Raw genomic sequence first — 19,670 nt, forward strand, 5'->3', positions numbered from 1 at the left:
CTTTTGTCTACGCCCGATCCGCGCACCGACGCCCCCCACGCCGAGGGGGGGGCGTCTTCTCACAGTCGTCTGCCGAAGCACGTCGCCGAAGCGAAGGAAGAGCTGCAAGCGGCGCGGGAAAAAGTCCACGCGGCTCATGCGCTCGGGTTGCCGGCGGTGCAGGTCTGCGCCCGACTGACCGCCGCGGCCGACGCCGTCGTCTCGCGTCTCTGGCGGGCGGCCGCCGACGACCTCGCCCCCGCCGCGGCGGCCCGGCTCGCCAGCGAGTGTGTCCTTGTCGCCCACGGGGGTTACGGCCGCCGACAGCTGGCGCCTAACTCGGACATCGACCTGATGGTGCTCCACTCGCCGGCAGGGAAGGCGCCCGCCGAAGTGCTGTCACGCCGGCTTACGTCCGAGCTGTTTGATGTCGGCCTCGAGCTTGGCCACAGCCTGCGGACGCCCGAGCAATCGCTGCAGCTCGCGAGGCGCGACCCGATGATCGCCACGTCGTTGCTCGAGTCGCGTCATGTCGTCGGGTCACAGCCGCTCTACGAGAAGTTCGCCGAGGCGTTTCGGGCGTCGACGCAGCGCCGCGGTGCGACCGCCTGCGCCGAGTTTGTCGAGGCGCGTCACGCCGAACGCAAACGCTACGGCGAGACGGTCTACCTGCTCGAGCCCAACATCAAGCGTTCCCGCGGCGCGCTACGCGATATCCATCTGTTGCGGTGGTTGTGGTTCGTCCAACTCGGCATGAGTGAGCTCGACCGCATCCACGCCGCGGGGGCGCTGTCGAAGTTCGACCATCACCGGCTGACCTCGGCGCGGGACTTCTTGATGCGGGTCCGCAACGAGTTGCACTTCGTTTCGCCACAGGCAGGGGACACCCTCACCCGGCACGAGCAACTGCGTGTCGCCGAGGGGCTTGGCTACCAAGGGAGTGAAGGCCTGCGGCCGGTCGAGCAATTCATGCGTGACTACTTCCGCCACGCCGGCTTCGTCTGGTTCCTCACCCGCCGGGTCTCGGAACTGACGACGCGTCGCAAGTCGGTCGCCAGGGCGTTCCAGCCGGTGCTCTCGAAGTCGGTCACCAACGACTACCGGATCGGATTCGGCGAGATCGCCGCCACCGACAGCGGTCGGGCGAAGCTCCTGCAGAGCATCACGGAGGTGCTACGGCTGCTGGACCTCGCCCGCGAGCAGGAGAAGTGGATCGCCCAAGACACGTGGTACGCGGTCTACCGCGGCGCGCACGACTTGCCGGACGGCCTCTCACCCGAGGCGGCGACGCGGTTCATGAACGCCCTGAAGAGCCCCGTGGGGCTCGGCGCCTACCTCCGTCGGGCCCACGACCTGACGGTTCTCGAACGGGTGCTGCCCGCCTTCCGAGAGGTCCGCTGCCTGCTGCAGTTCAACCAGTACCATAAGTTCACCGTCGACGAGCACACGCTGCGGGCGGTCGATATCGCGACGCGTTTCGGCGAGCGGCAAGACACGCTCGGCGAGGCCTACCGCGGCCTGGTGGACCACGGGCTGCTGCACCTCGCGCTGTTGCTTCATGACGTCGGCAAGGGACGCCAAGGCGACCACAGTGTCGTCGGCGAGCAGATGGCGATCGAGATGGCGGACCGCTTGGGGTTGAGCGAAGAGCGGACCGCGCGCCTCGCGCTGCTCGTCCGCCGGCACCTGAGCATGTCGCACCTGGCCTTCCGGCGCAACACGAACGACCCGGCGGTAATCGCCGATTTCGCGCGCTTGGTCGGCTCGCCGGAAACGCTCGCCATGCTCTTCGTGCTCACCTGCGCCGACATGGCGGCGGTCGGTCCGGGGGTGCTCAATGACTGGAAAGTCAACGTCCTGGCAGACCTCTACTCTAAGACGGTTGACCGGCTCAGCGACCGCACGCTGAGGGTCGAGGACCGCCGCAACGCGGTCCGGACAGCGGTCTGGCAATTGCTCAACGAGGAAGAACGGGACTCGACCCTCTTCAAAGAATTGTTCGCGACGCTGCCCGAGTCGCTGCTGCCGTCCCGCTCGCCCGGCGCGTTGGCGGGCGTGCTGCGGCGCCTAGCCCGGGTGCAGTCGGGCGAGACGCCCCCCTTGGAGAGCGTCTCCCGCACGGGGATCGACGCCTGGGGCGGCTACGAGAGCGACGACGCGACGGTCGAGATGCTTGCCGGCGTCGCCAACGGCGCCGGGCGGGGCGTGTTCGCCAGCATGGCGGGCGCCCTCTCGAGCAAGGGGCTTGCGATCCTCTCGGCCGAGACGGCGCTCCTCGCGCACGACGTGTTGCTCCTGCGCTACACGGCCGCCGACCCGAAGACCGCCGGCAACGCCGCCGAGGCCAACCGCCGCATCCAGGCCATCGCCTCGGCGATGGTCCACTCGGTCGACTCGACCGAGCCGCCGAAGCTGCCGCAGGTGTGGGGCGCCGACAAGGCGCGGGCCGCCGCGGCCCTCTCGGGGATGCCGACCGAGGTGCGGATCGACACCGCGTTGTCCGACGACTGCGCCATTATCGAGGTCTTTACGATCGACCGAGTGGGGCTCCTCTACGAACTGGCGCAATCGCTTCACGACTCGGGCCTCGTGATCCGTTTCGCGAAGATCGCCACATCGCTCGACCAGGTCGTCGACGTCTTCTACGTCAACCGCCACGACGGCACGAAGCCCTCGGACGACGAGCTGCTGGGCGAGGTGAGCCGACGGTTGATGGACGTGATCGAAGGGGAGTAGTAGTCTCACGCATCAATCAATCGGGAGCCCTAAGCGCCAGCGCCGGGAGTCGCGCTACGATTGGCTCAACCGCCGATTCAACTCCCGACGCTGGCGCTTAGGGCTCTCCGCTCATGGTTGGCTCCCCGCTTCCTGGGGCGTCATTGTAAGCCAAATCATAGCTGAACGCGCCAAAGAGCGTTCCGTGGGGGACCTCGTGGCACGCGGCGCAGCTCTTTCCCGCCCGCACCGCGCCGAGCATCCTGGCGTGCATTTTTCCATCCACCAATTGCTCGTCCACAACGACATCCTCTTGCCCATACAGCTTCTCGAGGGCGGCGGACTCGAACTCGTCGAGGTCGCGTGTTGGGACGCTCCGCAGTTCTTCCATGTCGGGCAGACGCGTGGAGATGTAAGCCACCGGCTTGTCGTGCATCAGCAAGCCGACTAGTTCGAGACGGTCGATTCTCAAGTACTTCAGGTCTTGCCCTCTTGTGAAATCGTCGGAATCAAGTCCGATGGCGTGACCGAGGAAACCGGAGGTAGCGAGTTTGTTCTCCACATATCCAAGGCGTTCGGGGTCCAGAAAGGATCGCAACATCCGTCGGTGTAAGCCTTGAGGGGCGTCTGCTTTTGTGAGAAACAGGTCAATGGGTGTCTTGCGCCCCGCGGTTTGCAGCAATTCGTCCGTTTGGGTTTCGATTCTAGCCGGATCGATATAGTTCAACCGCGTCACGCCGAACCCTTGAGCCCGAGTGAACGCCAGATAACGATCGCTATGCAAACGTTGGAGCGACGATTTTCGCCGGGTATTCCCCCCCGCGATCTTGTCGTCCATCGCCAAATCAGCCGCCTGCTGTTGGGTTAGTTGAATCGGTGGGAGCTCCATCGGCTCCGTTGACAGATTTGGCAAACGATCAACAAGAGACACAAGGGCATACTTCTCCCTCATGGCGGAGATCGCGGAGCCTTCTTTCCAAGCGACAAAGAACCCGTAGCTGTAGGCCAGTAGCATCGCCAGTCCGCAGGCGGCAAGTCTTCTCGCAGGGTAGGGACGCCAACCGATTGTGAGCACACTCGTCAATCCGGTGAGGAACCCTTGCAGGAAGAGAACGGGCGATAAGAGAAAGACAAGCAAGGGGGCGAATGGGGTCAGAACACTCGCCAGAACGACCGGGAACGTCCTCCCGTATCGGAAAGAGATGGCGGCGACCAATAGAAGCAGACTAGAGACGATCAGGACAACGACATAGATTTGCCCGAGCTTCGTGATCGGCACAGCAAGAAAAGCGGCAAAGGCAGTAAACACGAGCAGGCCGCCAATGGTGAGCCGCCAAGTGGTCGGCTTCGCAGGTGCTTCCATTTCACTCACCAAACCGTTCCTGCCAGTAATACGGGCCCCGGGCCGTATGAACCACCGCCGCGATCCGGATCTCCGATCGATCGAACTCGTATACGACGACATAAGGGTAGCGCCGGAGATTCGCTACACGCAGTGGTCCTTGATGCCGCGTGAACGCTTCGGGGAATTGAGCGACGAGTTCGACGCAAGCCTCGAGTTGGTCGAGGAAGGCGCCGCCTAGCCCTTCGCTCGCGCCTTCGTACCAATCGCGGGCCGATTCAATGTCGATCAATGACTCCGGCGTGTAGACGAGCCTACGCGTCATGCCGCTCACGGAGCTGGCGCCATACTTCTTCGTGAGACAGCCCGATGGAAGGATCGGCTTTCAACGCCGCGAGCCGGCGCTCAATCTCCGCGACCTGATTGTCCGAAAGCAGTGGAGTGTCTGATTCCGGCTCGGCATCGACAACGCTCCGCACCAGCCTGTGGGCGATCTCGATACGCCGGTCTGCGGGCAGGTTCATCACGGCGTCGATCGCCTCATCGGGGTCTGAGAGCATCTTCAACGCCTTACGGGATTGCAGGAAACGAGCCCTCTTGAGTATCCGCCCTCCTCCCACCCCCGTCAAACTTGCCCGTGGCGGGCGCCACGCCAGCCAACTAAACTAAAGGGCTTACCCCACGGTTGTCCCTCCTCGTCCCCCGTCCCTAGCCCCCCCGTCCCTCCAAAGATGCTCCGCTACTGGACCGCCGGTGAATCGCACGGCCAGACCTTGGTCGCTCTGGTCGATGGTTTCCCCGCCGGCGTCACGCTCGACACGGCCGGCATCGACGCGGACCTCAAACTACGCCAGGGGGGTTACGGCCGCGGTGGGCGGCAACGCATCGAGACCGACAAGGTCCAGGTCCGCACCGGCGTCTGGCACGGGGTGTCGCTCGGCTCGCCGATCGCCCTGGAAGTCGTCAACAAGGACTTCAAGCTCGAAAGGCTCGAGGACCTGCCGCGGCCCCGGCCCGGCCACGCCGACCTCACGGGCAGCATCAAGCACCTCGGCGGGATCCGCCCGATCCTCGAACGTTCGAGCGCCCGGGAGACCGCGGTTCGCGTCGCCGCGGGGGGCTTGGCGAAGCTGCTGCTGGCCGAGTTCGGCATTGAGACGATCGGCTACGTCGTCGAACTCGGCGGTGAGCGGATCGAGCCGGTCGAGGGGACCGTCGCCGAACTGCGGGCGATCCGCGACAAGAGCGAGATCTACGCCCTCAATCCCGAGCGCGACGCGGCGATCAAGGAGCTGATTAAGGCGACCGGCAAGGCGGGCGACACGCTCGGCGGCGTTGTCGAGGTGCGTGTCGATGGCTTGCCGATCGGCCTGGGGACGCACGCCCAGTGGGACCGCAAGCTCGACGGGCGGCTGGCCCAGGCGGTGATGGCGGTGCAAGCGATCAAGGGCGTGGAGATCGGCCTCGGGTTCGAGGCGGCCCGCCGCCCCGGCTCGAAGGTGCACGACCCGATCCATTACGACGCGACGCAGCGCGACACGCCGAATCTTGGTTTCACCCGCCCCACCAACAACGCCGGCGGCGTCGAAGGGGGCATGACCAACGGCCAGCCCCTGATTGTGCGGGCGGCTAAGAAACCGATCAGCACGCTGGCCAAGCCGTTGGCAAGCGTGAACCTCCAGACAAAGGAGGAGGACGTGGCGAGCTACGAACGCTCGGATGTCTGCGCAGTTCCCGCGGCGAGCATCATTGTCGAAGCGGTAGTCGCGTTCGAGATCGCCGCCGCCCTGGTCGATAAGTTCGGTAGCGACAGCCTCGATGAGATGAAGGCGCGCTACGAACTGTTCCTCCAGATGGCAAGGCAGCGTTAGCGCGAAGTGGGAAGTTGGAAGTGGGAAGTGGGAAGGAATGGGCCAAATGGCTTGTTATCCCAGTTTCCCAATTCCGAATTCGCACTTCCCACTTCGATCTATGCTTCTCGAAAAGACACAACGCCGGCTTTGTCGGCTGCTGTTCGTCCTCGGCTGTGTGCTGCCGACGCTAGCGGTTGCTAGCTACACCAGCGGGCGGCTGCGGCCCGGGTACGGCGACGATTTGCTCCGGGTTGTTGGTGAGCGTCTCGGCGCCAGCATCACTTGCGATCGATTGGCGACGCCGCGGCCGGGCGTTTACGAGCTGCGGCACGTGACGGTCGCCGATCGGGCGATCGAGGGCCGCGAATTCGCGACGTGCGACTCGCTGCGGGTCACGGTCGGCGCCGATGGCGTCCGCTTCGCCGCCCAGGCCGTATCGGTCCGTCGACCGGCGGACGCTTGGCTGCTGCGTTTGCTCGAATCGGGGTTCACGGCGGAAGGGCGGATCGCGTCGCTGACGCTTGACCACGCCCCTACTTTCCACGGTGTTGCGGCGACTCTGGGCGACGCCCGCCTGAGCGTCGCGAGCGAAAAGGGCGCCCACCTCGATTGCCAGATCGTCGACGGGGTTTGCCGGCTTGAGGCCCAGACGGCGGGTCAGGGAGTGGCGGCGTCTTGGTTCCCATGTGCGCCGCTCAATGCCTTGCCAGTCGGGGACGCTTTGGTTAGCGGCTCCGTGCATGCGACGGTTCCGCTCGACGGCGGCGCCACCGTTGGCGAGTTCACCGGCCAGCTGACGCTAGCGGCCGTTGGTTTCGAGGGTTTGACCGCCAATCGCGGCGTCGTCGATCTTGAGCCCCTAAGCTGGAACGGAGAACGGATCGAGCGGCTGGCGGGACGCCTCGACCTGCGCGACGGTCGGCTCTCTCGTCCGGTGGTTTACGGCATGTGCCGTTGGCTGGCGATGGAGCCGTTCGCGGCGCTAGAGACGCGTTGGTCCACACCCGGAGCCAGTGAGTGGTTCGACTACTCACAGCTCGCTTGCGACGTCGAGCTCGACGAGAAGGGGCTCGTCATCGTCGCCGGCTGTGGCGAGATCGACGGCGAACGGCGTAGCGGCGCCGTCGCCCATGCAGTGGTCGAGCACGACGGGGAAGCCTTGCTCAAACAGCCCGGCCTCCGTCCCTTGCCAACGCAGAGGTTGGTGCAAGCATGGCGCCCCGATGACCTGGCCGAGCTGCCGGCGACATCCGGTGCGATTGAGATGGCGGGCCGGTTGCCGGGGATTGCGCCCCGTTAATGCAGTCGCTGCTGGCGGCAAGTCGTCACGGGGGCTCGCTCGTGTTGCTGGCAACCACGTAAGGGTGCTACAAGACGGAGCTTAACGCCCGTCCTTTGCCCGATCCCCTCGCTATGCCCGCCCCCGGCGACCCGCTGCTGTTCTACAGCGGCGCGGCGATGTGCCTCGCCGTGACGGGGCAGGCTGCGCTGGGCGCTGTGGGGGTTTGGCGGTCGCGTGTCCGCCGCCGCCGCGAGAGCGACGCCGATGCGGTCGCTTTCCGCCGAGAGGTGCACGCCGCCGCCGAGTCGGCCCGCGCGCGGCTCGCCCGCCAGCTCGCTTGGGAGGGACGCCGCGACCTACGCGTCTCGGCCGTGGTGGACGAGACCGCCGACGTGAAGTCGCTGTTCCTAACCGACCCCGCCGGGCGTCCGTTGCCGCGATTCTTGCCGGGCCAGTACCTGACCATCGCGCTGCCCGCCGGCCCGGGTGGCGACGAGGTCGTGCGGTGCTACTCACTCTCCGACCGGCCCCGCCCCGAGTACTACCGGCTCTCTGTCCGTCGACAGGACGCGCCGCCCGATGCGCCCGATCTACCCGCAGGCGTGGCGAGCAGCTGGCTCCACCGCCACGCGCGGCCCGGCATGACGCTGCGCTGCGAAGCCCCGAAGGGGGCGTTCTTCTATAACCCTGGCCAACCGCGGCCCGCGGTGCTCATCGGCGCCGGGGTAGGCGTGACGCCCCTGGTGTCGATGCTCGAGGCGGCGCAACACACGCGACTCACGACGCCGACCTACGCCTTCTTTGGCTTCCGTGACGGCGCGTCCCACCTGTTTGCGGACACGGTGAACGCGATCAGCGACCAGAACCCGCTTGTACGGCCTCACTACGCCTACTCGCGTCCGGCGGAGGCCGACCGGCTCGGCGTGCATTACCACTCGCGTGGGCACGTGTCCCTGGAGTTGTTGCGGAGCCAGTTGCCATCAAGCAACTTCGATTTCTACCTCTGCGGCCCGTCGCGGATGATGCAGACGCTCGTCCCCGAACTGCTCGACTGGGGCGTGCCCGAAGAGGCGATCCACTACGAGGCGTTCGGACCCGCGAGTGTCAACACAAAGTCGGGCGCGTCGCTCCTCGAGAAGGCGCTCGGCAGCCAAGTGCGTTTCTCGCCGACCGGCGAGCCGCTCGTCTGGGACGGCGCCCACGCGTCGCTGCTCGACCTGGCCGAGGCAGCGGGTGTGCCGGTGGGGTCGGGCTGTCGAGCCGGCAACTGCGGCGCCTGCCGCGTCCGGGTGCTGCAAGGCAAGGTGAACGCGCTGCGGCAGCCGGGCGTTGTCATGTCCTCGGACGAGTGCTTAGCGTGCATCAGCCTGCCCGAAGGGCAGGTCGTCATTGAGACTTAGCCTCCCGAAGCCTTTGCCTTCATATAACCCGCGCAAGGCAAACGCTTCACGACGGCGCCGATTCAATCAACCGAACGTCAGCAACGCGTACCAGCTCCTCCAACGGGAAGGAACCCGTGGATTTCACTCGGATCTCTGTCTTCCTGACGATCGCACTCGCGACGGGCTTTGTCCGCGCGCAGCCGCCGGTCGAGCATGAGTTCGACCCCGCCAAGGTTCTGGGGTCCGATGCGTGCAAGAAGTGCCACGCCGCCGAGGTGGCGCAGTGGGAGCAGACGCCACACGCCCTGACTGTTGACACGCTCCACCGCCGGCCCGAGGCGGACGCAATCGCCGACCGGCTCGGCCTGCGGAGCGTCAAACGCAATGCGACCTGTGTCCGCTGCCACTACACCGAGCGTGAGTCACGGGGCCGGGTCCGGATCGACTCGGGCGTCTCGTGCGAGTCGTGCCACGGGCCGGCCCGGGACTGGGTCGAGATCCACGCCGAGTACGGCCCCGGCGTGACCCGCGAGACCGAGACGCCCGACGCCCGCCAGCGACGCCGGTTGGCGAGTATCGCGGCCGGGATGAACAATCCCTCGAACCTGTACCTCGTCGCGCGGCAGTGTTTCGATTGCCACACGACCCCCGACCAAGAACTGGTTGACGTCGGCGGCCACCCGGCCGGCAGCGGCGACTTCGATTTGGTCGCCTGGTCGCAAGGGAGCGTGCGGCACAACTTCGTCCGATCGAACGGCGCCACCAACGAGCCGAGCTCGCTCGCCCGCGTACGGGTGATGTACGTGGTGGGGCTGATGACCGACCTGGAATACAGCCTCCGCGCTACGGCGAAGGCGACGGCCGCAGGGACGTTCGCCAAGACGGCCGCCGCCCGCGCCGCTACCCGCAAGCAGACGCTCTGGGAGGTGCAGCGGCGGCTCAGCGACCCGATCATCGCCCCGGCGCTCGACGCGGTGGCGACGCTCGAATTGAAACTTGGCAACGCCGAGGCGATCAACGCCGCCGCCGATGCGATCAGCGACGCCGCCTACGCCTTCGCCGAGCGCGCCGACGGCGCCCGGCTCACAGCGATTGACGACCTCCTGCCACCCCCCAACGCCTACAAGTAACTAACGTCCTGTGGGAGGCGCCTCCCACAAGAAACCTTTCCTACCCACCTAACCACCTACCGTCCTCCCTCCCCCGCATGCTAGAAGTCGCCCGACCACGCCCCGAGCGCTGGGACAAACCACTCGACGTGGCGATGACGTCACGGACGGTGGACCGTCTGCTCGGTGTGCCGCCGTTCGCGGCGATGGACCCGGCCGTGTTCCCGCGGGCGACGCCGCTGCGTGAGATCTTGCGGAACGACACCCGGGTGCGGCAGTACCAGCCCGGCGAGATCGTCGTCAGAGAAGGGGACTATGGTTCCTCGGCGCTGTTGGTGCTCGACGGTCAGGTGCGGGCCACCCTCGAGAGCCTCCCCCCGGCGACGCTGGGCCGCACCCCAAAACGACGCGGTGCGCAGCTCGCCCGGGCGATCGCACAATTGTTGCAGCGGCCCAGCGCGCCCGAGGTGCGGGCCCCCAAGGCGGCGGCGTTCTCGCCCACGCACCCCGGCGCGGGGGTCTTCGTGCAGGACCTGCCGGCGGTGTTAGACGCCAACCGGACGGCGCTGCTAGGCCCCGGCGAGCTGTTTGGTGAGCAGGCGGCGATTACGCGTTCACCCCATACGGCGACCGTCTTTGCCGAAACCGCGTGCGTGTTGCTCGAGATCCGTTGGCAGGGCCTCCGCGACCTGATGCAGTCCACACCCGCGTTGCGGCGGCACGTTGACGAGCTCTACCGCAAGAACCATCTCGATGGACACCTACGCAACACGCCCTTGCTGGCGGCGCTTGACGAGGCTGCGTTCGCAAGGGTTAAGGAGTCGGTAACGTTCGCGTCGTACGGCTCGTTCGATTGGTCCGAGACGGCTAAGCTCGACGCCGCCTCGGACCCTTTGGAACGGCTCCGTCGCGAGCCGATCGTCGTCGAAGAAGGAGAGCCGGTTGACGCGGTGTTGCTGGTGCGTGGCGGGGTGGGACGGTTGGCGAGCGAGTTAGGGGAGGGACGCCGCACGATCGCGTATCTCGGCAAAGGGCGGACCCTGGGCGTCGAAGAACTGATCCTCGCCGCCGAGCGGGGCGAGCCGGCGGTCTGGCGGCGGACGCTTAGCGCCGTGGGCCGACTCGACGCAATCGCGATCCCGCCCGCTGTGTTCCTTGCCGAAGTGGCGCCAACGGTCCCCGAATCGCAGCGGTTGCGCTGGCGCGAGCGCTCGCGCTACGACGACGCGGTCTACCAGCCGTCGCCCGGCGCCGCGCCGGCCCGGACACTCGACTTCTTGGTTGATCGACGGCTGGTGAACGGCACGCAATCGATGGTGATCGACCTCGATCGCTGCACCCGTTGCGACGATTGCCTGCGGGCCTGCGCCGCGACGCACGACGGCAACCCCCGCTTCACACGCGAGGGGTTACTCCACGACCAATTGCAGTTCGCCCAGGCGTGCATGCACTGTGTCGACCCGGTCTGCATGATTGGCTGCCCCACCGGGGCGATCCATCGTGACGAAGAGACCGGCGTCGTGCGGATCAACGACAACACCTGCGTCGGCTGCTCGACGTGTGCGAACAGCTGTCCCTATAGCGCTATCAAGATGGTGGAGATCCGCGAGCCAACGGGCGCCATCGTCATTGACCAGGCGACCGGCCAGCCGTTGTTGCGGGCGACGAAGTGCGACCTGTGCGCCGACCAGCCGACGGGACCGGCTTGCCAGCACGCCTGCCCGCACGACGCCCTGGTGCGGATTGATCTAACGACGCCGACGCAACTCGCCGCTTGGAGCCAGCATTAACCGCCAGGTCCAGGTCCGCCGCCGGCTGCGCAACGTCGCCCTCGTGGCGGGCGCCGTCGTGGGCTGCGCCCTGTGGGTGACCCAGCTCGAAGCGAGTCTCGCCCGCAGCGCCTACGCGACGGGTTACGTGCTCTACGGGGCGGTCGTCTTTCTTGCGGCGTACCAGCTTCGGAAGAAGCTGCCGGGCCTGCCGCTCGGGAAGAGCCGCAGTTGGCTGCAGGCCCACTTGGTGGTCGCGATCGCTTCGGGGGCGCTCTTCTACGCACACATCGGCGGGCGTTGGCCCAGCGGCGTCGTCGAAGGTTCGCTCGCCTTGCTCTACGCGGGCGCTTTCGCCAGTGGCGTCCTTGGTTTCTATCTGACGCGGACGATTCCGAAGCAACTGGCCCGAACCGGCGAGCAATTCATCTTTGAGCAGATCCCTCGGCTGCGGAGTTCGGTGCAGCGCGACGCCCGGACGGTGGTGGTCGATGCGGTCCACGCCACCGGGGCGACGACCCTCGCCGACTTCTACGCCGACCGGCTGCACGGCTTCTTCCGCCGGCCCCGGGCGTTGCGATACACACTACGGCCGACGACAACGGCCCGTCGGCGCCTCTTCAACGAACTCACGTCGGTCGATCGGTTCCTCACCGAGCCCGAGCGGTCCGCCGCCGAGCGGTTGTTCCAGCTGGTGCGACGGAAGGACGATCTGGATTTCCACGCCGCCCGCCAAGGCGTGCTGAAGGCGTGGCTGTTCGGTCACATCGGCCTGACCTGGGCGCTGCTCGTCGTCGGCGCCGCGCATGGCGTGATGGCGCTGGCCTTCCGCGGGGGGCCGACGTTATGAGCCCGTCGGGATACGACCGCCCGCACGACCGCTGGCTCTGCGGTCTGGAGTCGCAGGGCGATCCCTGTTCGGTAGGGCCGACCTGTGCGGGGCGTTGCCCCCGTTTGGCGGAGTGCGCGCCGATCCGGGCGGGCGACCGTTGGGTCTGCAACCGCAGTCCAGGCCGCGGCGGCGAGTGCGAGTCCGGCCCCACACCCGACGGCGCCTGCTGCCTTGTGAAAACGTGCCGGCCGAAGCCCTCGCTGCGGCGGGTTCGCCGCCGTTGGCTACGCGGCGCAGCGGTCTTTGCCGCCGGCGCCCTGCTGATGCTGCTCGGCGCCGGGATGCGGAACGAGTTGGCGGCGCCGGGCGAGCTGTCGTCGCACCACGCACAAGTGATCGCGCGGGCCGACTGGTCCAACCGCTGCGCGGCGTGTCACCCGGGCGCCAACGAGGGACCGACCGCCTGGGTGGCGGCAGCCTGGAGCAGCGCCGCCCACGACGGCGCGACCCAATCAGGGCTCTGCGTGAAGTGCCATCAAGACCTGGCGGCCAACGGACGCGAGCCCTTGCTAGCGCACGGCCTGCCTACCGAAGCGCTGCCGCAGGCCGCCAAACCGAGCGCGTTGTTCTCCGAGGCGGGGCTCGTGAGCGGCATGGCTCTCGGCGCCCCGGCACACGGACGGTCGATGGCGGACCCGCTCGCCTGCGCCGCCTGTCACCAAGAGCACCACGGAGCGGGGCACGACCTCACCGCGATCACCGACACCCGTTGCCAAGCCTGCCACTCCGAACGCTACACCCGCTTCGCCGACGACCACCCCGACTTCGGCTCGTGGCCCATAGCGCGGCGGACGCGGATCGCATTCAACCACGCCTCGCACAGCGGCCAGCATTACTTGAAGGCGAGCCGGTCGTTCGATTGCCGGTCGTGCCACCTTGAGGACTCGACGGGCGACCTCACGATGCGGCCCGACTATCACCAGAGCTGCGCCGAGTGCCACGACGCCGATATCGGCAAGAGCTTTGGCGACGGCTTGGCGTTCCTGGCGCTGCCGACAATCGACCCCGCCGCCGTCGATGCCGGTGAATGGCCCGAGCAGGGGAAGGGCGACTTCGACGGCGAGCTGCCGGCCTTCACCAAGCTGCTGCTCGCGGCCGATCCGGCCGCCCACCAGGCGATGCAGACGCTCGGCGCCGATTTCTCGTTCTTCGACGTTGAATCCGAGGACGCCGAGCAGCTTGCCGCCGCCAAGACCGTCATCGACTCGCTTAAGCGCTTGCTTAGCGATCTGCAAGAAGAAGGCCACGGCGCAATCGCGTACCGCCTGCGAACGCTGCTGGGACACAAGGTCAAGGCGGAAGCCGACTACGTCGGGCGGCTCCCGATCGAACTCGTGGACCGCATTCAAGGGACGTGGCTCGGCGCCGCGGCTCCCCCCGAGGAGTTCGACGCGGTCGAAGACCGGCGCACCGGCGGCGGTTGGTCGGTCGATGACCAACAGCTCACGCTCCGCTATCGACCCACCGGGCACGACGACGAGTTGGTGCGGGCTTGGCTCGATGCGATCGTCGCGTTGCCGGACCAGTACACAGCACTGCGGGAAGCGTGTCTCGCCGAGTTCCGCCGGCCGGGCGCGCCGGGCGCTTGCTTCGACTGTCACAGCATCGACCAAACGCCGGCCGGCTTCGCGGTCAACTGGCGGGGCCGCGAGCGGCTCGACGAGCCACGCGGCTTCACCCGCTTTTCACACCGCCCGCACTTGGTACAGCCAGAACTCGCCGACTGCACGCACTGCCACCGCATCGACGCCACCGCCGACCCGTCCCGGGCGTACGCAGGTTTCGACCCAGCGCGTCCGGCGAGCGAGTTCGCCGCGCTATCAACGGCGGCCTGTGCGTCGTGCCACAAGCCGCACGCCGCGGGCGACAGCTGCACGCAGTGCCACAACTACCACGTCGAGACGCCGCTCAGGGTGAGGCCGTAGTGTCGTAGCGCTGCCCGAGGCTAGCGCCTGCGGCTAAAAGGCGCCCCCTACTTGAGCCATCGGCGCTAGCCTCGGGCGGCCCTGGTTTAGATGCCGATCCGCACTAGAACTTCCACCGGTACTCGACGCGCGCTCCGCTCACGTCGTCGGAGTTGTCGAGCAGCCCGACCATCGCGTCGGCGCGGATTAGCGTGGCGGTCGAGAGCTTCTTCTGCCAGCGGACGCCGACGCCAACCTGGTCCCCAGCCGCCACGCGGTCTCCCACGGCGCCCATCGTCTTGACCGCGGCCGCCTCGATGATGAGCTGCTGGCTGAAGGCGGGCGACAGCAAATCGACACCCACGGCGGCGCCGTAGGTGTTGTTGCCCGTCGCGTCGAGCGTCGGATAGCCGGTGAGCTGGTCGCTCTGAAAGAGGATGCCCGTGTTGAACAGCACGCCGCCGAACACCCCGGCCCGCGCCAGCGGCTGGGGGCGGTCGAAGCCGGCGAAGAAGTTGACGTACGGCAGCACGTTGTAGGGGTTCTCGGTGAGAAACGTGTTCTCGCAGAGCAGGAGCACGCCGTCGGCCGTCTGGCGGCCGCCATTCGCGTCTTGCCCGGCGTTGAAGATCGCCCGCACCGAGTTCGACACGAGGTTGGCGTAGCGACGCGTGTAGCTGACGCCCAGGTTGTGGTAGCTGCGGCCGCCGCCGTCTTGGTCGTCGACATAGCCGTAACCGACTTCGAAGTAACCGCCCCGTGTCTCGACGAAGGTCGTGGCGCCGAGGATCGCGCCGGCGTCTTCGTCAAAGTCGAGCGCGCCCGACGAGATCCGGTCGAAACCGCCGAAGAACGTGACGTCGAAGTTCGACCAATCGAGCCACGGGCTGTTCTTCGCGGGCAGGGTGAACGCGCCGCCGACGAGCGCGTCTTGCGCCCAGATGCCGTTCTGGAAGATGAGCGGCACCAGTCCGAACGTGACGGGCAGATCGAACGACGCGTAGCGACTCTCGATGCCGCCGAGCATCTGACCAAGATCGCCCTCGAAGAACAGCGTGTCGGTCTCGGCCTGGAAGAAGTCGAGCTCGGTGATGAAATCGCCGTCAACAACCCGCATGAATTGGGCGTTCCGCTGGAACGGCCCGAGGAAGCCGTGGACCCGCTCGGTCGAGGTGATCCAGTAGTCGAGCTCCAGGTTCAGCCGGTGGGCGAGCACCGTCTGTTCCTGCCCAACCAGGTCGTTCTGCGCCAGGCCGACGCGGTAGTCGCCGTAGACGTAGAACTTCGGGATGACGAGGTTGGTCGGACCCAACGCTTCGCTAGCGATCGGCGTGGGGCCCGGCCCGTAGAAGGGTTGACCCCACTCGATGAGGGGTCGCTGGGTCGGGATCTCTTGCTTGTTGTTGTAGACGCCGAGTTCGCCGCAGGCGTCGTAGGGGGCGAAGAACGCGTCCGCGCTAAAATCCCCCGTGTCGAGCGGGGTCTCGCACGCGTAGGGGTCAACGCAGTGGGGGTGGCACTCGACTTGAGGGATCACCGGCTCCTTCGCTTTCTTCTCGGAGCCTTTTCCCTCGGCGTCGCTTGTGGGCGCCGGGCAGGCGTAGGCCTCGGTCGGCAACTCGGTCGCGGCGAGCGGCGGCGGCGCGAAAAGCCCGAAGCGTCCCACCACCGGCTGCCCCGGCGAAGAAACCCCACAGCTCCAGGCGACACGCAGCGGTTCAGGCGAGCCGTCGACGTTAGTCGGCGGAGCGAACAACCCCTCGGCGCACGCGCCGCCCGCTGCCCCAAAGAGGCAGAGCGTGAGGGCGGCGGCAAACGCGAGTCGATTCATGCCTTTTATCAAATTCCCCGCCCCTTTGAGGGGGAGGGGGGGACTCTTACTCATCCGTGTTGATCGGTGTTATCCGTGGTCCCCTCCGACGACTCGCGTCGCCCGCCTCGCCATCAATCGTTGCTCAGTACACGTCGAACTCGACGCTTTGCGGGTGGATGTCGAGCGTTCCTTCGGTCATCGCCCGCAGCATCTCAGGCGTCGATTCGCAGAGCCGCATGAAGTACATCGGCTCGGTCCGATTCCGTAGGCGGAAGCTGAGGCGATACCGGCCCGGCTGCCGCAACAGCTCCGCCGGCACGGTGTACTTCACTTTCTTGCGTCCCAACGCGGCCAGCGAACGGCTTTCCATGCGGATGAACGGCGGGTGATTGAGCACGCTGATCGGCTGCGCGCCGGGGCGGAGCTGCGCGACCTGGTCGAAGTCGAGGTTCACCGGCAGGTAGAACTCGCGGTCGGTCCCCGTGGCGCCGGTGATCAGGAACATCGTTTGTAGATTGAACAGCTGCTTGTCGAACGGGGCCCGCCCGTGCCGCACGTCGACCGAGTGGATGTCGCACAGGTCGCCGTTCGAGTCGGTGTAGCCGGTCTCCCACAGGCGGCGTCCGTCGGGGCCGATCAGCACGACGTTCGCCCACAACTGCGGCTGGGCGCCGAGCGAGGCGGTCGGCAGGTTGTGCCCCTCGTTGAGGTTGGTCACGACGTAGTCGAAGACGAGGTCACGGCCCGCGGCGGGCGGCTCGCGGAAGAAAGGGCCGTCGACCTTCGAGCCGTTCTCCATCACGAGCTCGCGGTACCGGCGCTTCTTTTTCAGGCGATCGAGGTTGTCGTCGATCACCTCGCGGGCGTCGTAGCGGTCGTCGGGATCGGCCCAGACGGCGGGGAACCACTTCGTGGTGTCGACGCCGTCGTCCTCGAGCTTCTCAAGCCGTTCCTCGAACTCATCCGTTCCCCAGCCCGCGCGCCAGTCGTACAGCAGCCATTCGTCGAACTTCCATTTCTTGGCGTCCTTATGCTGGGGGAAGACCCCCGGGTGCGCGATCGAGTAGCCCGGCCCGTAGAAGATGTGGCTGTGCTGCCGACGCTGGCTGTTGACCGCCTTGCCGTTGATTTCCGCCACAGGGCCGAGGTTGTAGCCCGCCGCCACACCGGGGACGCGCCCCATGTGGCAATCCTGGCAGGTGACGCCCTTCTTGCACGCCGGCGACGCCCGGTACTGTTCCCACACCACCTCGAGCTTGATGCCCGGGTGAACCGCCACTTGGTGGCAGCTCGTGCACGCCTCGGCGACGGTGAGTTGGTCGAAGAACCGCCCCTCGTTGTGGATCGCCACGCCGGGGCCCTTCTGATCAGGCGACGTCTTGACCTTGTATTCCTTCGCCTTGGCGACCACCTCGGCGACGCCGTCGCCACCCAAACCGCCGTAGATCGGGGCGTGAATGTCGCCCGGCACGATACGGCGTTCGCCGTTGCTCTTGCCCCACCGCTGGTTAACGCGGTGGCAGGCGATGCAGGTGACCCCTTCGCGGGCGCTCTCGGCGATGTGCCCCAGCGGCACGCTGCGGGGTTCGTACATCGCGGTCGCTACCGGCGAGTGGCAGCGCGTGCAGAAGTGGCCGACCGTGCCATTGCTGAGGTTGGCGATCGTCTGCTCGAACTTATGGAACATCGGCGAGACGTACGCATAGGCGTGGCTCGACACGCTCCACTCGTCGTAGGCCCGCTGGTGGCACTCCGCACACTGCAGGGCGGAGGGGTAGTTGTGCTTGGCGAACAGCTCGCTGTGCGATTCGTCGGCGCTCTTGCCGCCCGCCGCCTGCTTCGCCTCGGCGGCCGCTTTGGCGCCGCCGGCATGGGGCGACGGCGCCGGGGCGGTTGGGGCCTCGAATAGCGGTTTAGCCGCGGCGGGCGCCGGACGCGACAGCGCCTCGGTCCGGGGGGCTTCGGACGACGGGGCCACCGGGCTGGCTGGCTTCGCGATTGGCGGTGGACTCGGAACCATTTCGGAACCCGCTTCCGTCCGCTCTTTGGTCACCCGCCGGTCCGCCGCCGAAGGATCCACGGGGACGCCTGCCGGCGGCGGGGACGCTTCAAACCCGTCTCGGACGCGGCTTTCCGGCGGCGCTTCCACCGGTGGCGCTTCAACCGATGCCGCTGCCGGGGGGGCGTCCTGCGACGTCGATGGTTCCTCGGCGGGAACAACCGCGTCGAACGGGCCGCTCCAGGCCGGACCTTCGATCTCGGGTTGGGACGCTCCGGACGAAGCGGGCTCGTTGACGGGGGCCGCTACCTCGGGTTTGCGCGCCGTTATCGATTCCGTCGGCATTGGCTCCGAATCCGTTGCCGCGACCCCTGGGGGGGAGAAGGCCGGGCCGACTTCAAATCCACGATGCACCGCCGGTGGAGGCGTCGGATCACTGGTGTCGGGGTAGGGAGTCTCGGCCGGCAAAGGCGTCGATTCGGATGGCCGGAAGGTCGCCGCCGGGCTCGATGGCTGCGAATCCTCGTCGGACCGTTCATTGACCGCCGGCCCCTCCGGGGCGGATTCGGTCAGCAGCGGGCGTTCGGGCGTCCCGGCAGGCAACCCAACGGGGGCTGTCTCGCGCTGGGGTGACGAATCATCCGGCACGGCCGACTCTATCGGCGCTGTGGGCAGCGGCGCCGCTGTGGTTAGTGGCGTCGCTTCGGTCGGGGCGGGTTCGGTCGGGATCGGCGCCTCGATTGGCGCCTCGACTGATTCCTCCGGCTCATCGACCTCATCTAGCGGTGCATTCGCCGGCTCGGACTCTTCCTGCGAAGCCAGGTCCTCGGGCGAGAACCAGGCGTCGGGCGCCACCAACCAACCATCGGTGGGGGGCGCCGCTTGGGCCAACCGTTGATCGACGGCCAGGGGCAACGTCGTGCCGCGTGACGCGAGGCGGATGCCGGTCAGCCGTCCTACGGGCGGTGCGGCTTGGCGATCGGCCGTGAGGGCGTGCGGCGGCGGCAGCTTCGTTGGCGCCGTTGCCGACGGTGAAACATCCGCCTGCCGGATCACCTCGAGCGGCAGCACCTCCGGGGGGAGGTCATTGATCGACGCCGGGCAAAGGCCAACGATCGCCGCGTAATCCTGCATCGAGAGCCGGCCCGAATCGCCGGTCGATGGCGAGGCGGGAGGGCCTGCGTCTGTCGGCGGCATCGCCGCCACAGCCGCCTCGGGGCGTTCCACGGAGGGGCCGCAACGTTGCACAGCCAGCCACCCGGCCCGGCACACCATCACGGCCGCAACGACCACCAAGCCCAGCGTCAGCAGACGGCGGGCTTCGACGGCGGCGGGCTTGAGGGGGCGGTCCATCGGCGTTGTGCGGCGTTCGATCCGGCGAGATCAACCGTCCCGGGCCCGCCGGCGCGCCATGCTGGCATAGCCGGCGCCACCGCTACAGACAGACGGTCTCTCTGCGTCTGGATCGTCGCTCGCGCCGCGGCGTCCCCGCCGATTCGCCCCGGACCCGCCGACTCAACGCAACCGGCAGAGTCGTTTTGTAGTGAGCGGCACGGCGCTAGCCGCCGGTGAATCACTGAGTGGGCAACCGGCGGCTAGCGCCGTGCCGCTCACAAATGGGTCGCTCCGCC

13 protein-coding genes are annotated in these 19,670 nt (G+C 67.3%); 8 read left to right on the top strand and 5 right to left on the bottom strand.

The genetic code is table 11. The features are described 5' to 3' along the window. Positions 1 to 3 precede the first annotated feature (3 nt). A complete protein-coding gene (gene glnD, locus Pla108_RS13010; protein ID WP_146445384.1) occupies positions 4 to 2,715 on the top strand; it encodes a [protein-PII] uridylyltransferase in 2,712 nt (903 codons plus the stop codon). A 97-nt stretch (positions 2,716 to 2,812) separates the two neighbouring features. On the opposite strand, the gene Pla108_RS13015 is transcribed toward glnD, so the two are convergent. From Pla108_RS13015 to Pla108_RS13025, 3 genes are read right to left on the bottom strand one after another with little or no spacing between them, the layout of a single operon-like run. Next, positions 2,813 to 4,066 carry a DUF3365 domain-containing protein gene (locus tag Pla108_RS13015; protein WP_146445385.1) on the bottom strand — a complete coding sequence of 418 codons (1,254 nt, stop codon included), beginning with the start codon at positions 4,064 to 4,066 and terminating at the stop codon, positions 2,813 to 2,815. Further along, on the bottom strand, positions 4,059 to 4,361 hold the full coding sequence (locus Pla108_RS13020) for a type II toxin-antitoxin system RelE/ParE family toxin (protein WP_146445386.1): 303 nt from the start codon (positions 4,359 to 4,361) through the stop codon (positions 4,059 to 4,061). Before Pla108_RS13020 ends, Pla108_RS13015 begins: the two co-directional genes overlap by 8 nt. Then, entirely contained in the window at positions 4,351 to 4,596 is a 246-nt protein-coding gene (locus Pla108_RS13025) for an addiction module protein (protein ID WP_146445387.1), read from the bottom strand. The genes Pla108_RS13020 and Pla108_RS13025 overlap by 11 nt, the downstream gene beginning before the upstream one ends. A gap of 171 nt (positions 4,597 to 4,767) precedes the next feature. Between Pla108_RS13025 and aroC the strand changes: the two genes are divergently transcribed. The 7 genes from aroC (at position 4,768) to Pla108_RS13060 (ending at position 14,248) form a co-directional block, all read left to right on the top strand. Further along, the gene (gene aroC, locus Pla108_RS13030) at positions 4,768 to 5,907 is read left to right on the top strand and encodes a chorismate synthase (protein WP_146445388.1); all 1,140 of its coding nucleotides are present in this window, start codon (positions 4,768 to 4,770) and stop codon (positions 5,905 to 5,907) included. Between the two features lie 100 nt (positions 5,908 to 6,007). Further along, positions 6,008 to 7,189: a hypothetical protein gene (locus Pla108_RS13035; RefSeq protein WP_146445389.1), complete on the top strand. Its 1,182-nt coding sequence runs from the start codon at positions 6,008 to 6,010 to the stop codon at positions 7,187 to 7,189. Positions 7,190 to 7,302: 113 nt separating this feature from the next. Then, positions 7,303 to 8,571: a 2Fe-2S iron-sulfur cluster-binding protein gene (locus tag Pla108_RS13040; RefSeq protein WP_146445390.1), complete on the top strand. Its 1,269-nt coding sequence runs from the start codon at positions 7,303 to 7,305 to the stop codon at positions 8,569 to 8,571. A 116-nt stretch (positions 8,572 to 8,687) separates the two neighbouring features. Next, on the top strand, positions 8,688 to 9,683 hold the full coding sequence (locus tag Pla108_RS13045; protein WP_197526529.1) for a cytochrome c family protein: 996 nt from the start codon (positions 8,688 to 8,690) through the stop codon (positions 9,681 to 9,683). 77 nt (positions 9,684 to 9,760) lie between these two features. Further along, entirely contained in the window at positions 9,761 to 11,452 is a 1,692-nt protein-coding gene (locus Pla108_RS13050) for a cyclic nucleotide-binding domain-containing protein (RefSeq protein WP_146445392.1), read from the top strand. Positions 11,453 to 11,495: 43 nt separating this feature from the next. After that, complete coding sequence (locus tag Pla108_RS13055; protein WP_146445393.1) at positions 11,496 to 12,281, top strand: hypothetical protein; 786 nt, start codon at positions 11,496 to 11,498, stop codon at positions 12,279 to 12,281. Then, a complete protein-coding gene (locus Pla108_RS13060) occupies positions 12,278 to 14,248 on the top strand; it encodes a hypothetical protein (RefSeq protein WP_146445394.1) in 1,971 nt (656 codons plus the stop codon). The genes Pla108_RS13055 and Pla108_RS13060 overlap by 4 nt, the downstream gene beginning before the upstream one ends. 103 nt (positions 14,249 to 14,351) lie before the next feature. Here the strand turns inward: Pla108_RS13060 and Pla108_RS13065 are convergent, their stop codons facing one another. Together Pla108_RS13065 and Pla108_RS13070 are read right to left on the bottom strand one after the other, a co-directional pair. Continuing rightward, positions 14,352 to 16,058, bottom strand: coding sequence for a hypothetical protein (locus Pla108_RS13065; RefSeq protein ID WP_146445395.1), 1,707 nt, complete (start codon positions 16,056 to 16,058; stop codon positions 14,352 to 14,354). A 124-nt stretch (positions 16,059 to 16,182) separates the two neighbouring features. Then, positions 16,183 to 19,392, bottom strand: a complete 3,210-nt coding sequence (locus tag Pla108_RS13070; RefSeq protein WP_146445396.1) for a multiheme c-type cytochrome — start codon at positions 19,390 to 19,392, stop codon at positions 16,183 to 16,185. Positions 19,393 to 19,670: the final 278 nt, after the last annotated feature.

The organism is Botrimarina colliarenosi (assembly GCF_007859955.1).
Lineage (GTDB): Bacteria > Planctomycetota > Planctomycetia > Pirellulales > Lacipirellulaceae > Botrimarina > Botrimarina colliarenosi.

Excerpts from the sequence above, each read along its gene's own strand:
- Pla108_RS13060 (WP_146445394.1), top strand. The coding sequence starts at position 12,278 with ATGAGCCCGTCGGGATACGACCGCCCGCACGACCGCTGGCTCTGCGGT.
- Pla108_RS13025 (WP_146445387.1), bottom strand. The coding sequence starts at position 4,596 with ATGCTCTCAGACCCCGATGAGGCGATCGACGCCGTGATGAACCTGCCC.
- Pla108_RS13020 (WP_146445386.1), bottom strand. The coding sequence starts at position 4,361 with ATGACGCGTAGGCTCGTCTACACGCCGGAGTCATTGATCGACATTGAA.
- Pla108_RS13070 (WP_146445396.1), bottom strand. The coding sequence starts at position 19,392 with ATGGACCGCCCCCTCAAGCCCGCCGCCGTCGAAGCCCGCCGTCTGCTG.
- Pla108_RS13050 (WP_146445392.1), top strand. The coding sequence starts at position 9,761 with ATGCTAGAAGTCGCCCGACCACGCCCCGAGCGCTGGGACAAACCACTC.
- aroC (WP_146445388.1), top strand. The coding sequence starts at position 4,768 with ATGCTCCGCTACTGGACCGCCGGTGAATCGCACGGCCAGACCTTGGTC.
- Pla108_RS13040 (WP_146445390.1), top strand. The coding sequence starts at position 7,303 with ATGCCCGCCCCCGGCGACCCGCTGCTGTTCTACAGCGGCGCGGCGATG.
- Pla108_RS13035 (WP_146445389.1), top strand. The coding sequence starts at position 6,008 with ATGCTTCTCGAAAAGACACAACGCCGGCTTTGTCGGCTGCTGTTCGTC.
- Pla108_RS13065 (WP_146445395.1), bottom strand. The coding sequence starts at position 16,058 with ATGAATCGACTCGCGTTTGCCGCCGCCCTCACGCTCTGCCTCTTTGGG.